Origin of the sequence: Shewanella sp. M-Br, assembly GCF_036245925.1 — a bacterium.
Lineage (GTDB): Bacteria > Pseudomonadota > Gammaproteobacteria > Enterobacterales > Shewanellaceae > Shewanella > Shewanella oncorhynchi.
This window is the reverse complement of record NZ_BJBV01000002.1, coordinates 173,377-189,111: the sequence shown is the minus strand read 5'-3', so window position 1 is coordinate 189,111 and position 15,735 is coordinate 173,377. Positions and strand designations below refer to the sequence as shown.

Here is a 15,735-nt window from a genome sequence, read left to right as displayed (position 1 = left end):
ATCAAGGAGCTACACATGGATCTTTCCGCACTAACTGCTATCTCTCCGGTAGACGGTCGTTATGGTAGTAAAACCGCGTCATTGAGAGGGATTTTCAGCGAGTTCGGTCTTACCAAGTACCGTGTTCAGGTTGAAATCAATTGGCTAAAACTGTTAGCAGACTGCTCAGACATTAGCGAAGTGCCAACATTGAGCGCGTCAGCTATCGCTGTGCTCGATGGCATTAAAGACAATTTCAACGAACAAGATGCGCTGCGTGTTAAGGCTATCGAAAGCACCACTAACCACGATGTGAAAGCGGTTGAATATTTCATCAAAGAAAAAATCGCCGACAATGCCGAGTTAGCCGCTGTAGGTGAGTTTGTTCACTTTGCCTGTACCTCTGAAGATATCAATAACTTAAGCCACGGTTTAATGTTGACTGAAGCCCGTGAACAAGTATTACTGCCCTACTGCAACGAGTTACTGACTGCGATTAAAAAGCTGGCGATTGAATATCGCTCTGTGCCGTTAATGTCACGCACCCATGGCCAACCGGCTTCACCTTCAACGCTCGGTAAAGAAATGGCGAACGTCGCAGTGCGCCTTGAGCGTCAAATCAAACAAATCGCCAATGTTGAAATCATGGGCAAACTGAACGGTGCCGTAGGTAACTACAATGCTCACCTGTCAGCCTATCCTGAAGTTAATTGGCATGAACTGTCTGAGCGTTTTGTGACTAGCCTTGGCCTTCACTGGAACGCTTACACGACGCAAATCGAGCCACACGATTATATTGCCGAACTGTTTGATGCGGTTGCCCGTTTCAACACTGTGCTGATTGACTTTGACCGTGATATTTGGGGTTACATTGCCCTAGGTCACTTCAAACAACGCACTATCGCCGGTGAAATCGGTTCATCGACTATGCCGCATAAAGTTAACCCCATCGATTTTGAAAACTCTGAGGGTAACTTAGGTATCGCTAACGCGCTGATGCAACATTTAGCGTCTAAGCTGCCGTTATCAAGATGGCAACGTGACTTAACTGACTCAACTGTGCTGCGTAACTTAGGCGTGGGTATTGCCCATGCGTTGATCGCGTATCAAGCGACCTTAAAAGGCATCAGCAAGTTAGAAGTTAACGAAGCGCATCTACGTGATGAGTTAGATCACAACTGGGAAGTGTTAGCAGAACCCGTACAAACGGTAATGCGTCGTTATGGTATTGAAAAGCCGTACGAAAAATTAAAAGAACTGACGCGCGGTAAACGTATTGACGCGCAGCAACTGTCAGTGTTTATTGACGGACTTGAATTACCAGACTCAGTGAAAGCTGAACTGAAGAAAATGACGCCAGCCAATTACATTGGTCGCGCCGAAACGTTTGTCGACGAACTGAAGTAAGTTATTAATTAAAATTGGCGATTAACTAATATTAAGCTATTGACTGAAATTAGTTATTAACTGTAGTTGGCGACGGACAATACTCTTTCTTAAACAGAAATAAGGATTAAGGCGACCCACATCACCGCGATGTGGTCGCCTTTTTTAACACTATGTATACACTCAATCTCGATATCGCCCAGTTTCTTAGTGAATACTGGCAAAAGAAACCCCTGTTGATCAAAAAAGCATTTCCGCAATTTGAAGATCCTATCAGCGCCGATGAACTAGCAGGCCTTGCCTGTGAAGAAGAAATCTCTTCACGCATCGTCGTCACCAAAGACAATGATTGGGAAGTGGTGCAAGGTCCGTTTGAAGATTACGACAGCTATGGCGAAACCCATTGGCAATTATTAGTGCAAGCCGTCAACCATTGGTACCCAGATTCGCAACCATTAGTTGAAGCGCTGCGTTTTTTACCTGACTGGCGCTTCGATGACTTGATGGCATCATTTGCAACCCCAAGTGGTGGTGTCGGCCCGCACGTCGATAACTACGATGTGTTTATCATTCAAGGCGAAGGTGAACGTCGCTGGACTGTGGGTGACAATACCCCGCAACAACGCCGTGGCGGCAATCCCAACTCGCCGCTGGTTGAGGACTTTACGCCCATTATCGATGTAGTGTTAGAAAAAGGCGACATGCTTTATATTCCACCAGGTTTCCCACACTGCGGCGAAACCCTAACTGTGGCAATGAGTTACTCGATTGGTTTCCGCGCTCCTAGCCAGCAAGAATTGGTCAGTGAAGTCGCCGATTATTTGCTCGACAATAACTTAGGTCAGCAGCGTTTCACGTCGCAAACTGAGCCGAGTTCAGCCGGTATCGTCAGCCAAGATCATCAAGTGGGCATAATGTCACTCTTGAGTCAGCTGAGCCAAGATCCCAATAGCTACCAAATCGTGTTAGGTAAACTGCTCAGTCAAAACCGTTTCGAGCTTGATTTGTGTGAAGGCGAAGAAGCTTACAGCATTGAAGATTTGCAAGATGCCTTCGCCCAAGGTGCTGGCGTGAGCCGTATCGGCGGTTTGAAAGTATTGCGTCTTGAAAATGACGCCACACCGCGATTATTCATTAATGGTGACGTGCATGAACTGCCCAATACACCGGCAGACGTGATCGCACAGTTGAGCGATAAAGTCAGCTTAAGCGCCGATGAAGCGACTGAAATATGTCAGCATGAAGAAGTCCAAGCCCTACTGTTGACACTCATCAATCAGGGTTTCTACTACTTGAGCGACAGCGAAGAATAAGCCCTATCGACTTTGTTCGATGACCTTTTTCTTAACATAGGAAATCAACATAAAAGTCAGTATAAAAAAGGCACTCAACTGAGTGCCTTTTTATTATTTATGCCGTTATTTTGAGCAATCAACACAAGTGACTGTATTAACTCAATACTATCTAAATACAATCCTCAACTCATTTGAGTTTAAGCATTCCACAGTTTATCGTCGTTGTGCATACGATATAAACTCTCGGCACGCGATACTAATAGTTGAGCAAATTTAGCCTGAGTGGCATCACGGGTTGCACCCGAACGCACTAAGTTTTCCGCCTGCATTTGCCACATCATAGAGAAATGACGCACGGCATCACGGGCCGTCGCCGCCACTTTGACATCGACAAAATCCGACGGTAAATCACCTGACATCACCCAATAGGTTTTGTTGCTTGGGCGCTTTGATTCCATCTTCCAAATCGCCATATAAGGCGCAAGATACCGGCTTTCATCGGCTAGGACTTTGCTTGGGATCACGCCTTTTTCAGCGAGAAAACGATTGGCTTTTTGAAATTGAGTTCTGACCCACTCTTGACGCAGCTTTTCTATTTCTTCAGCTGATAAATTTTGTTGAGTTTGGTCGACAGCTTGTTCAGTCATACTTCCGTCCTATCTTATTGTTATAACGCGAGCCTAATTCTTGGGATCAGTGCGCGATTCATTCTATTCGTTACGTTAAATTCAGTACAATCCATTCTTAATCGTAAAGCTTACGTTTACGTAAAGTGGAAAGCTAAATTGCCACAAATAATGTATTTATTCGGTCATTATGCATGGTTGAGAGTATCGCTAAATGCTATGGTTCTGCAATAAATATAACAAGCAGTCGATAGAGGCTCACCTCGTCGGCTTTTTCATTGTGTATAGCGGAGAAATTCACGTGGCTGTATTTAATCATGTATCCTTTGACGAACATGAACAGGTTGTATTCTGTCATGATAAAGAAAGTGGCTTAAAGGCCATTGTCGCCATCCATAACACTAACCTTGGTCCTGCCGTGGGTGGATGTAGGATGTGGAACTACCAATCGGATGATGAAGCCCTGACTGACGTATTACGCCTTTCTCGTGGCATGACTTATAAAAATGCCCTAGCAGGTTTAACCATGGGCGGTGGTAAATCCGTGATCATTGCCGATCCGAAAAGACAAGATCGCGAAGCGCTGTTCCGTGCTTTTGGCCGTTTGATTAACAGCCTAGGTGGCCGCTACTATTCAGCGGAAGATGTTGGCACTACTACGGCTGATATTATGATCGCCCATGAAGAAACCCCTTATATGGCGGGTCTTGAAGGCAAAAGTGGCGATCCATCACCGTTCACAGCCCTTGGCACTTATTTAGGCATCAAAGCTGCGGTTAAACATAGACTTGGTTTAGACAGCCTTAAAGGCCTTAAAATCGCCGTTCAAGGCGTCGGTCACGTTGGCTATTATCTGTGCAAACACTTGCATAACGAAGGCGCTGAACTGATTGTTACCGACATTCATCAAGCCTCATTAGACAAAGTCGCTACCGACTTTGGTGCCATTGTTGTCGCACCTCAAGAAATCTACGCGCAAGATGTGGATGTGTATGCACCTTGTGCCCTTGGCGCAACCTTAAACGATGCGACCTTACCGCAACTGAAAGCCAAAATTGTTGCTGGCTGTGCCAACAACCAATTAGCCGAAGTACGCCACGGTGAACAACTGAAAGAAATGGGCATACTATACGCGCCAGACTATGTAATTAACGCAGGCGGCATTATCAACGTGTCGTTCGAAAAAGATTATGACGCAGCAAAATCGACGGCTAAAGTAGAAGAAATTTACAACACGCTGCTTAAAATATTCAGCCAAGCCGATGCGCAGAACCGTACAACCGGCGCCGTGGCTGATGAAATGGCGAAAGCCATTATCGAAGCCGCTAAGCAGTAATTTTTCTACGCGTTTATTATTTTTTATGCCCGTCAAATATTGAAAAAAGCGACCTCTGGTCGCTTTTTTGTTATCTAAAATTTAATCTATCACTAAGCTCATGGTTTAACCGCGCTTTTAATTTCGACACAGAATATTCATTTAATCACGCTGGAAAACGTCATATTTGTCTGCTTGAATTAGTCCATCAGGTCCCAGCACAGGATAGCGCTATGATCCGTTTCAAGTACGATCTCAACCAAGATGTGGTAGAACTGCAAGCCAGCAATTGGAGTGGTTTAGAGCGGGTCTTCGTGAATGGCCAGATGGTGTCGCACAAGCTTAACTTTAAGCCTCAAAGCGAACATACCATTCAGCTTAAAGACGGCGCGCCTTGCAAGTTTGAACTACTTATCGATCCCCAAACCGATGAGCTCATGTGCCGAATTTATAAGCAACATAGACTCGTCGCTAGCCTAAAACAAGGTAAAGAAAATTTATTAGCTAGCCGGCGTTATTTACAGCACTCAGTGATAGCCGTAAGTCTGCTTTGCGTCTTTGCACTTTACTTGAATTAATCAAACCAGTTTAATCCCGCAAAGTGAGGCATAGTGGGTGGGATTAAACTGGGAAAATGATTTAGATAACCACATTCAGATAGAAGTAAAAACGGCTAAACCACAGTTTTCCGCCATACCCATTAGATTCAAAATTTCAAGCCAAACGGTTGATTTTATTTAATAGTAAAATGAATGTCTGTTGTTCATCTTCACTTAGATTTGACAGGAATTTTTCATTGACCCGCTCAGCTTCGCAGATAAGATCTTGCTCTAATGCTTTGGCTTCATCGGTCAAAAAGATTTGGAAAGCACGCCGATTATCGACTTCTTGATGGCGAGTAATAAGACCTTGCACCTGTAACTGATCGAGTAAGCGCGTCATAGTGTAATTTGCCACATCGCAACGCTTAGACAATTCAGTTTGGCTTATGCCCTCTTCTTGCCACAAAGCAAACAGCACAGGCCACAGTTTTATATCGAGTTGATATCGCTTAAGATGCAGATCAAGCTCATTTTGCAGCTCGATATTTAAGTGGGATACAAGATAGCCTAAGCTTTCATGACGATTCAAACAGCACCTCCTACAGCAAAGGTTTAACGCGTTTTCACTTACTCTGCACGCCATCATAGGAACCCAGAGTTAGTTTTAATACTACCACTTAACCCATAATAAACTAGCTTAGACCACAGCAAATTATGCGATTAACCTACGAGCTCATTCCCCATCTAGATCAGATAAATTGAATTCATTCACAAAATTATAGTAACAGGCCCGACCTAATTTCCCCCATAAACCGCGCTCAAGCGGCAAATAAACACTGTCATCGGTGAGCTTCATCTGTTTTATATCGACTTTATGGTGCTGTGTTTCAATACTGGTTCTTACATTGAGCAGCGAATGGGGTTGCGCTCGCTTGAAATCGACAATCAGTAAGGGAGCATCTTCAACCCGCACTCGCACCTTCTCCACTGGGGTAATTAAGAAATACTCATCATCGATGCAATGCAAAATACTGGCGAACAACTTAGCAAACTTGGCTGGTAGCGATGTGCCTAGATAGGTCCAATCACCCAAGGCGTTAATGTCAAACAATGGGGCTTCACTGCACAATGGCACAACCGAGGTTAGCCTACTATCGGCGGCGAATTGTTTGAGCGTGTGTTGAATACTGTCAGTCATCTTTTCCATCTAGGCCTCCATCATCCATAAAAAAACCAGCCTTGCAGCTGGCTTTAGTGTGACATTCAATACTGGGATATTCCAGTGAGGATAATTACGATCTGACTAACGCAATCAAAACGATAAACACCACTAGATATTTACTAACTCGAGTAAGGCCTCAAGTGGATGCTTTGGCTTGTAACCGGCAAAACGTTTTACTTGGCTCCGGCACGAATAGCCAGACACTAACACTTGCGGCTGCTCAATTTTCGCTAGCGTTTGCTGCCAAGACATATCAAACAAGGCTTTAGAGCGCTCGAGGTTTTCTGCCTCATGACCATAAGTTCCCGCCATACCACAACAACCTAAATTGACTGCGGTTAACTTAGCGCCAAAATGGGCAAAGATTTTAGTCCACTCATTGGCGGTATTTGGCTTGGCCGTCGATTCGGTACAATGACTAAACCAAGTATATTGCTTATCTTGCGCAGCTTTTGCAGGTAAATCTTTGATGACATTCAGTAGCCATTCGTTGGCTAACTTGACCTCAAAATTACCGCGATTAGCCCCTAAGACTTCACGGTATTCATCGCGATAACACAAGACTAAGGCAGGATCGATACCGACCATGGGCATGCCCAGTTTATGGACTTGGTTCAAAAAGTCTGCACTCGACTGCGCCGTTTTAGCAAACTTATCTAAAAATCCCTTGATATGTGTTGGCTTACCATTGGGTTTGTAGGGCAATAACACCGGCTTTAAGCCGAGTTTTTCTATCAATTGGATAAAGCGCAGCACAAGACCTGAGTCATAGAAACTGTTAAAAGGATCTTGTACCACCAACACAAACTGCGAGCGCTTCTCTTCAGGAATCGCTTGCAACGCAGCTAAGTCGTAACCACGGCTTGCATGACCATCGAGTCTTTGCTTCAAAGTCGGCACAGATAACGCAGGCGCATCCACATAACCAATCGCCTGTTTAATCACCCATTGGCTCAATGGATTTTGTGCAACAAAGTTAGTGAGACGCGGTGCCGCAGCCATCAATGGCAAGCTATCTTCAATCCCGGCAACGAGATAGTCTTTCGCGGGTCTTAAATAGCGTTGATAGTAAATATTGAAGAACTGCGCTCTAAACTTAGGCACATCCACTTTAACCGGACATTGTCCAGAGCAGGCTTTACAGGCTAAACAGCCCTTAAGCGATTCCATCACTTCGTGGGAGTAATCATAATCACGTTTGGCATTGATGGTATTTTGTATGCGCTGCAATATACCAAAAGGTTTCGCTTTTGCGAGGGCATTAACATCAACCCCTTCAGCCTCAAGTAGCCTTAGCCACTCTCTCATGAGCCCAGCACGCCCCTTAGGTGACTGCACTCTGTCACCCGTCACCTTAAACGATGGGCACATGGGCGAATAGCTACTGTAATTAAAACACAGGCCATTACCGTTACAATTCATCACATCGGGGAACGCATTACGCACATCAACGGGGATTTGTCGATCAAACTTACCGCGCTTAGCACTGTCGACATCGTAATAGAGGGCACCTGTATCTTTAGGCGCCACCAACTTGCCGGGATTGAGTCGGTTATCGGGGTCAAACAAACCTTTAATATCTTGCAACACACCAAAAAGTTCATCACCAAAGACAGCTGGACCGTATTCACCGCGCACGCCTTTTCCGTGCTCGCCCCACATTAGGCCGCCGTATTTAAGCGTCAGTGCCGCGACTTGATCAGAAATGACTCGTAGTAATTTTTCATCTTCAACATCGCACATATCGAGCGCGGGTCGCACATGCAACACGCCCGCATCCACATGACCGAACATACCGTATTGCAGATTATGCCCGTCGAGTAACGCGCGAAACTCCATAATGTAATCGGCGAGTTTTTCGGGCGGTACCGCAGTATCTTCAGCAAAGGCGATGGGCTTACGGCGACCTTTAGTGGCGCCGAGTAAGCCAACGGCTTTTTTACGCATGCCGTAAATTTTTTCGATACTCGGCTTATCTTGCGTCACTTGGTAACCCAATACACCGCACTCGCCTTTGCTGATCTGCTCAGTTAACACAGCTTCCAAACTCGCGAGCTTTTGCTCAACTTCGACCGTATCACCTGCAAATTCGACCATATTGAGGCCATCAATAACTTTACCTGGCACTTCTTGGATAAGATCAGCCACTGAATGCCAGACAATATCTTCACGGGCTAAGTTAAGCACTTTTGAATCGACGGTTTCGACCACAGTCGCCCGCGCGGCAACTAAGGATGGCGCATGACGCAATGCCGATTGGAACGAATCGTACTTAATGTTCACCATAGCGCGCTCAGTCGGCAGCGGGGTGAGATTAAGTTTGGCTTCGGTTATCACCGCAAGCGTGCCCTCTGAGCCTGTCAGAATTCGTGATAAATCGAATTGCGTCAGGTTGTCGTTCCACACATGTTTTAAGTCATAGCCAGTGAGGAAACGATTGAGCTTAGGAAATTGGTTTTCTATCTGAGTTCGCTTTTCGCGGCATACCGCCGCCACAGCAGAAATCAGTTTCTGCCCCAGCGGATTATCACTGACATTATCGGGGTTACACAGTAGTCCCGCATCTAGGGGATGCGTATCCAGCACACTGCCATCGATCAACACGCTACGCAGCGCCAGCACGTGATCTGACGTCTTACCATAGACCAGTGAGCCCGCACCCGAGGCATCGGTATTAATCATGCCACCAATAGTGGCGCGGTTTGAAGTGGATAAATCGGGACTAAAAAAGAATCCATAGGGACGCAATGCATCGTTCAGCGCATCTTTAATCACGCCAGCTTCGACTCGAACCCAACCTTGCTCAGCATTCACTTCGAGCACACGGTTCATGTAACGCGACACATCCAAAATCAAACCATGGGTCAGTGATTGTCCGTTGGTGCCCGTACCACCGCCCCGCGCACTGAAGGTCACGCTGCGAAATGCATCAGTAGCAGCCAGCGTCAATGCAATTTGAATATCCTGCTGATTTTTAGGATATAACACAGCTTGAGGCAAAAATTGATATACAGAGTTGTCGGTGGCTTGCACTAAACGTGCGCTGTAACGTTTGTCTATATCACCGGAATACTCACTTTGCTCCAGTGCATCAAGGTATGCCAAATACACTGGCTCTAATGTTTGTTGATGTGATAGCAGGGGTAGCATAGATGGCTTCTGTCAATTATCGTTATGGCGCCATTATAAACAAAAAAAAGCCGCTAAAAAGCGGCTTTTTTAACAAGTTTATAAAATTACTATCTAGATCAACCGTGCGCTTCGGCTAAATACAACCAAGTATCAATCACAGTATCAGGGTTTAATGACACTGTATCTATGCCTTGTTCTACCAACCAAGCTGCAAAATCAGCGTGATCTGAAGGACCTTGACCACAAATACCTATGTAAGCGCCCTTCGCTTTAGCCGCTTTAATGGCTAATGAAAGTAGCATTTTAACGGCTTCATCACGCTCATCGAATAAATGGCTAATGATACCTGAGTCACGGTCAAGGCCGAGTGTCAGCTGAGTTAAATCGTTTGAGCCGATAGAGAAGCCATCGAAATGCTCAAGGAATTGGTCTGCTAACAGGGCGTTTGAAGGCACTTCACACATCATGATGACACGTAAACCGTCTTTACCGCGCTCTAAACCTTGCTCTTTGAGCAGGCCGACCACTTGCTCAGCTTCTTTCACTGTGCGAACGAATGGGATCATGACTTCAACGTTTTTCAGACCCATGTCATTACGAACGCGTTTGATCGCTTCACACTCAAGGGCAAAACAGTCACGGAAGGATTCAGAGATATAACGGCTCGCACCGCGGAAGCCCAGCATTGGGTTTTCTTCTTCTGGCTCGTATCTGTCACCACCAACCAAGTTTGCGTATTCGTTAGACTTAAAGTCTGACATACGTACGATCACTTTCTTCGGATAGAAAGCTGAACCGATAGTCGCAATACCTTCAACCAGACGGGCAATGTAGAACTCAACAGGTGATTCGTAACCAGCAATCATTTCGTTGATTTCAGTTTGCAGCGCTGCATCCTGTTGATTGAATTCGAGCAGTGCCTTTGGATGGATGCCGATCATACGGTTGATGATGAATTCTAAACGCGCTAGACCCACACCTTCGTTTGGCAAACGGGCAAAATCAAATGCACGATCAGGGTTACCCACGTTCATCATGATTTTCATTGGCAATGCAGGCAGAGAGTCAACACGGTTTGAAATCACTTCAAACTCTTGTTTACCTTCGTAGATAAAGCCAGTGTCACCTTCGGCGCAAGAAACAGTCACGATTTGACCATTCTTGATACGGTCAGTCACGTCACCACAACCCACCACCGCTGGCACACCTAATTCGCGGGCGATAATCGCCGCATGACAGGTACGACCGCCACGGTTTGTGACGATAGCACTTGCGCGCTTCATGATAGGTTCCCAATCTGGATCTGTCATGTCTGTCACTAACACATCACCAGGTTGGATTTGATCCATATCGGCGATTGAGGTTAATACTTTGGCGACACCAGTACCCACTTTATGACCGATAGCGCGACCTTCACAGATCACAGCGCCACGGCTCTTTAAGTGATAACGTTCAATCAATTGCACATCTTCACGGCTACGAACCGTTTCTGGACGCGCTTGAACGATATACAATTTGCCATCGTTGCCGTCTTTTGCCCATTCGATGTCCATTGGACGACCGTAATGTTTTTCGATCACCATGGCTTGTTTGGCTAATTCTTCAACTTCAGCGTCATTGATAGAGAATTGACGACGTTTGTCAGCAGTCACGTCTTCAATTTTGACTTGTTTGCCGTGAGCAGCATCATCTGAATACACCATTTGGATGAGCTTGCTACCGATATTACGGCGCACAACAGCCTTGTGACCTAAGGCTAAAATAGGTTTATGAACATAAAATTCATCTGGGTTTACCGCGCCTTGAACAACCATTTCACCCAGACCAAAAGATGAAGTGATAAACACCACATCGTTATTGCCAGATTCAGTGTCCATAGTGAACATCACACCTGAAGCCGCTTTATCTGAACGAACCATGCGTTGTACGCCAGCAGACAAGGCAACACCGTGGTGCTCATAACCTTGATGCACACGGTAGGAAATAGCGCGATCGTTAAAGAGTGAAGCGTACACATGCTTGATCGCTGTCAGTACGGATTCAAATCCTTTTACGTTTAAGAAGGTTTCTTGCTGACCCGCAAAAGAGGCATCTGGCATATCTTCAGCTGTTGCAGAAGAACGTACCGCGAATGACGCTTCGCTAGTTTCAGCGGCAAGTTTATCGTAAGCTTCACGAATCGCTTGCTCTAATGCTGGTTGAAATGGAGTGTCGATAACCCACTGTCTGATCTGTGCACCTACTTTAGCCAGCGCATTGACATCATCTACATCCAGTGTGGCTAGAATGTCATAAATCTTCTGGTTAACTCCGCTTTGTTCAAGGAACTCGTTGAACGCATGGGAAGTTGTCGCAAATCCGCCAGGTACTTGAACACCGGCATTGGCCAGATTGCTGATCATCTCGCCTAGAGAAGCATTTTTACCGCCAACCAAGTTGACGTCACCCATGCCTAATTCTTGATACCAGAGTACGTATTGCTGCACAGTTCTATCTCCGCAAGTTTATTTCAGTGGCCCCTTCACACGAGGGCAGCGGCATTTTACACTCCTGTCGAACACGCGTAAATCTATAATTTTATTTGTAATTTTATTACTACAAGAGGTCAGTATGGCACCAAAAGTATTCTATATCTCCGACGGGACAGCGATCACAGCTGAAGTTTTTGGTCATGCGGTTCTCTCGCAATTTCCATTAGAATTTGAGTCACTTACGATTCCATTTGTCGAAACATTGACGAAAGCGGAGCAAGTTAAGCGACAAATTAATGATTGTTTTATTACAACAGGTGAGCGGCCGTTAGTATTCCATTCCATCGTAAAAGCCGAGATCCGCGACATCATCTACTCGAGTGAAGGGGTTGATTATGATTTTTTGAATACTTTTGTGGCCCCACTCGAACAACATTTAGGTGTTTCTGCCTCTCCAGTTGTACATAGAACCCATGGAAAAGCGAATCACGGCTATGAAGCGCGTATTGATGCCATTAATTTCGCCATGGATAACGATGATGGCCAGACCATGAAACATATGGATCAAGCCGATCTGGTTTTACTTGGGGTCTCTCGCTGTGGCAAAACGCCATCGAGCCTGTATTTATCAATGCAGTTCGGCATAAAAGCGGCAAACTACCCTTTCACCGAAGATGATATGGATAACCTTAAGTTACCTGAAGCGCTGAAACGCAATAAGAAAAAACTGTTTGGTTTAACGATTGATCCCGTGCGTTTACATGAAATCCGTCAGAGTCGAATGGAGAATAGCCGCTACTCATCGCTCAAACAGTGCCGCTTAGAAGTCAAAGAAGTTGAAATGCTGTTTAAACGAGAACGCATTCCTTACATAGACACCACTAATCATTCCGTGGAAGAAATTGCCACTAAAATATTAGATGTCACGGGCCTAGAACGGCATATGTTCTAAGCCTAATAAGCCAAAATCAGCAAAAGAAACCGAGTGAATTTAGTCTAAAAGAAACTAACTTAAATCAAATTCATTGCACAGTTGCCGACAATTAACGCAATTGGCACTGTGCAACTCGGTTCGATTCGTTATAATCCGAGGCAATCTGGCGAAAAGCGCCGCACGCAAGCTCGGTATTTTGAATGACCATAAAAACAGACGAACTACGCACTTCCTTATTAGCAAAAGTCATCTCACCTGCGCAACTGGCATCTGAGTTCCCATTAACTCAAGATGCAGCCGATTATCTGGTTCAGCAACGTCGTGAAGTCGAAGCCATCATTATGGGTGAAGACCAACGTCTATTGGTGATCATAGGCCCATGCTCAATCCACGATACTAAAGCGGCATTAGATTATGCTCAACGCTTAGCCGCGTTACACCAAGAATTGAAAGATGACTTGTGTATCTTAATGCGCGTCTATTTTGAAAAACCCCGCACAATTGTCGGTTGGAAAGGATTAATTTCAGATCCCGATCTCGATGGCAGTTTCGAACCAAACAAAGGTTTACGCATTGCCCGCGAGTTGCTGCAACAAATCACTGAATTAAAATTGCCTATCGCCACCGAATTTTTAGATATGGTGAACGGTCAGTATATAGCGGATCTCATTACTTGGGGTGCGATTGGTGCGCGTACTACGGAAAGCCAAGTCCACCGTGAAATGGCTTCAGCACTGTCCTGCCCGGTTGGTTTTAAAAATGGTACTGATGGGAACATCAATATTGCCGTTGATGCAGTGCGTGCCGCACAAGTGCCACATGTTTTCTATTCACCAGATAAAGATGGCGCTATGGCGGTCTATCGCACCCACGGCAACCCGTTTGGCCATATCATCCTACGTGGTGGTAAAAAACCTAATTATCACGCACAAGATATCGAAGAAGCGCGTCAACAGCTTGCATCTGTTGGGGTAACTCAACGTATGGTTATCGATTTCAGCCACGGAAACAGTGAGAAGAACCATCTCAAACAGCTGATGGTCGCCGATGAAATTATGACTCAAATGCGTGCTGGCAGCACTGCCATCGCAGGTATTATGGCTGAAAGCTTCTTACAAGAAGGTAATCAAAAAGTCGTTGAAGGCCAGCCACTCTGTTATGGCCAAAGTATCACCGACGCTTGCTTGCATTGGGATGACTCTGAAATCCTGCTACGTAAGCTCGCAGCGGCTTCCCGCGAAAGAAAAGCACTGTTAACCAAATAAATCTGAAGTAAAATAAATCGTCCAATAAAAAACCGATCTCATTTCGGTTTTTTTATTGGAAGCATGACATTATCCTCAGTCATATGCCTACTGCACCTTAAAGCCTGTAGTTTTCTATCTTTAACCACCATAAATCTTTATAATTCGAGCTTATTTTGCTGCATTACCTTAGGTTGCTGTATGTCGCTTACCCCCATGTCCACAAACACCGAAAATACCTCACGAATCGAAGCCGCTGAAACACCCTTTCCTGACGCGATTCAAACTCGAATTGATTCCTCAGAAGCGCGCGTGATTAAAGCAGTATTCCCCTCAATCACCAACCATCACAATACGTTATTTGGTGGCGAAGCTTTAGCGTGGATGGATGAAACAGCCTTTATTGCGGCAACTCGTTTCTGCCGTAAAACCTTAGTCACAGTGAGTTCCGATAGAATTGATTTTAAAAAGCCTATCCCAGCAGGCACACTAGCCGAACTCATCGCTCGTGTGATCCATGTAGGTAATACGTCATTAAAAGTTGAAGTCAACATCTATGTCGAAGACATGTATCAAGACCATCGAGAGCATGCCATACGTGGTGTGTTCACCTTTGTTGCGGTTGACGAACAACGAAATCCTACAAAAGTGTGGACATATGGGTAGTTTTTAGACGATTTTAAAGTATAGGTTAGCCCGTACTTTCGGGCTTTCAATTGAAACTATACGGTCCATCTTTTTCCCTGTAAAACACCGACCAAAGTCTAACAACCAGAAACATATCAAAATTTTGTCCTTATTCCTGAATAAAGCAATAGGATCCTTGATTACTTTTCTGTTACATTGAGTTCAATCTTCACGCGCACCGAACATAATCATAAAAGCCATGAAGCTAGAAAACTTAAATATTATTATCGCAGACGATCATCCATTGTTCAGAAATGCACTACGTCAAGCGCTGACCAGCGCTTTCGAGCATGCACAGTGGTTTGAAGCCGACAGTGCTGACGCACTGCAATCTGTATTGGATGTTCGAAGCGTCGATTACGATCTTGTACTGTTAGATCTGCAGATGCCGGGGTCCCACGGCTACTCCACACTTATCCACCTACGCTCACATTATCCTGAGTTACCCGTTGTGGTGATTTCAGCCCACGAGGATATCAATACCATTAGCCGTGCGATTCATTATGGCAGCAGTGGTTTTATCCCTAAATCAGCTTCAATGGAAACCCTAAAAGAGGCGCTAAGTGCGGTGTTATTCGGTGATATTTGGTTACCTAAAGGCACTGAGATTATTGCTATCAATGACGATGCCATTGATAAAATGGCCAGCAAGTTATCCGATCTCACGCCGCAACAATATAAAGTGTTGCAGATGTTTGCCGAAGGGTTATTAAATAAACAAATAGCCTACGATCTTGGCGTGTCTGAGGCGACCATCAAGGCGCACGCGACTGCCATATTTAGAAAACTTGGCGTTCGCAACCGCACTCAAGCAGTTATTGCCCTTGCGCAACTCGAGATGGATAAAGTCGATTTATCTTAATCGCTAAACCCATAAAAATGCCGCTTTTATTAGCGGCATT

General features: G+C 45.2%; 13 protein-coding genes. 8 read left to right on the top strand and 5 right to left on the bottom strand.

Going from position 1 to position 15,735, the window contains the following annotated elements; all coding sequences use genetic code 11:
* Positions 1-15: 15 nt before the first annotated feature.
* Entirely contained in the window at positions 16-1,386 is a 1,371-nt protein-coding gene (gene purB, locus AAA952_RS02775) for an adenylosuccinate lyase (protein ID WP_263138558.1), read from the top strand.
* A 152-nt stretch (positions 1,387-1,538) separates the two neighbouring features.
* Positions 1,539-2,678, top strand: coding sequence for a ribosomal protein uL16 3-hydroxylase (locus AAA952_RS02770; protein WP_219251604.1), 1,140 nt, complete (start codon positions 1,539-1,541; stop codon positions 2,676-2,678).
* A 179-nt stretch (positions 2,679-2,857) separates the two neighbouring features.
* Here the strand turns inward: AAA952_RS02770 and AAA952_RS02765 are convergent, their stop codons facing one another.
* Positions 2,858-3,307: a DUF4826 family protein gene (locus tag AAA952_RS02765; RefSeq protein WP_011789106.1), complete on the bottom strand. Its 450-nt coding sequence runs from the start codon at positions 3,305-3,307 to the stop codon at positions 2,858-2,860.
* Positions 3,308-3,587: 280 nt separating this feature from the next.
* Here AAA952_RS02765 and AAA952_RS02760 point away from each other — a divergent pair, with 280 nt between their 5' ends.
* Complete coding sequence (locus AAA952_RS02760; RefSeq protein ID WP_028759730.1) at positions 3,588-4,622, top strand: Glu/Leu/Phe/Val dehydrogenase dimerization domain-containing protein; 1,035 nt, start codon at positions 3,588-3,590, stop codon at positions 4,620-4,622.
* 212 nt (positions 4,623-4,834) lie between these two features.
* Positions 4,835-5,179 carry a hypothetical protein gene (locus AAA952_RS02755; protein WP_011789104.1) on the top strand — a complete coding sequence of 115 codons (345 nt, stop codon included), beginning with the start codon at positions 4,835-4,837 and terminating at the stop codon, positions 5,177-5,179.
* A gap of 136 nt (positions 5,180-5,315) precedes the next feature.
* Here AAA952_RS02755 and AAA952_RS02750 read toward each other — a convergent pair whose 3' ends face one another.
* From AAA952_RS02750 to ppsA, 4 genes are all read right to left on the bottom strand, one after another.
* On the bottom strand, positions 5,316-5,732 hold the full coding sequence (locus tag AAA952_RS02750; RefSeq protein ID WP_028759729.1) for a MarR family winged helix-turn-helix transcriptional regulator: 417 nt from the start codon (positions 5,730-5,732) through the stop codon (positions 5,316-5,318).
* A gap of 144 nt (positions 5,733-5,876) precedes the next feature.
* Positions 5,877-6,350 carry a DUF1285 domain-containing protein gene (locus AAA952_RS02745; protein WP_113940533.1) on the bottom strand — a complete coding sequence of 158 codons (474 nt, stop codon included), beginning with the start codon at positions 6,348-6,350 and terminating at the stop codon, positions 5,877-5,879.
* Positions 6,351-6,473: 123 nt separating this feature from the next.
* Entirely contained in the window at positions 6,474-9,515 is a 3,042-nt protein-coding gene (gene ydiJ / locus AAA952_RS02740; RefSeq protein ID WP_338254169.1) for a D-2-hydroxyglutarate dehydrogenase YdiJ, read from the bottom strand.
* A 98-nt stretch (positions 9,516-9,613) separates the two neighbouring features.
* The gene (gene ppsA / locus AAA952_RS02735) at positions 9,614-11,983 is read right to left on the bottom strand and encodes a phosphoenolpyruvate synthase (protein ID WP_028759726.1); all 2,370 of its coding nucleotides are present in this window, start codon (positions 11,981-11,983) and stop codon (positions 9,614-9,616) included.
* 124 nt (positions 11,984-12,107) lie between these two features.
* Here ppsA and ppsR point away from each other — a divergent pair, with 124 nt between their 5' ends.
* From ppsR to AAA952_RS02715, 4 genes are all read left to right on the top strand, one after another.
* Positions 12,108-12,920: a posphoenolpyruvate synthetase regulatory kinase/phosphorylase PpsR gene (gene ppsR, locus AAA952_RS02730; protein WP_028759725.1), complete on the top strand. Its 813-nt coding sequence runs from the start codon at positions 12,108-12,110 to the stop codon at positions 12,918-12,920.
* Positions 12,921-13,102: 182 nt separating this feature from the next.
* A complete protein-coding gene (locus tag AAA952_RS02725; RefSeq protein ID WP_028759724.1) occupies positions 13,103-14,167 on the top strand; it encodes a 3-deoxy-7-phosphoheptulonate synthase in 1,065 nt (354 codons plus the stop codon).
* Positions 14,168-14,347: 180 nt separating this feature from the next.
* Complete coding sequence (locus tag AAA952_RS02720; protein WP_168825401.1) at positions 14,348-14,812, top strand: acyl-CoA thioesterase; 465 nt, start codon at positions 14,348-14,350, stop codon at positions 14,810-14,812.
* Between the two features lie 220 nt (positions 14,813-15,032).
* Positions 15,033-15,695, top strand: coding sequence for a response regulator transcription factor (locus tag AAA952_RS02715; RefSeq protein ID WP_028759722.1), 663 nt, complete (start codon positions 15,033-15,035; stop codon positions 15,693-15,695).
* Positions 15,696-15,735: the final 40 nt, after the last annotated feature.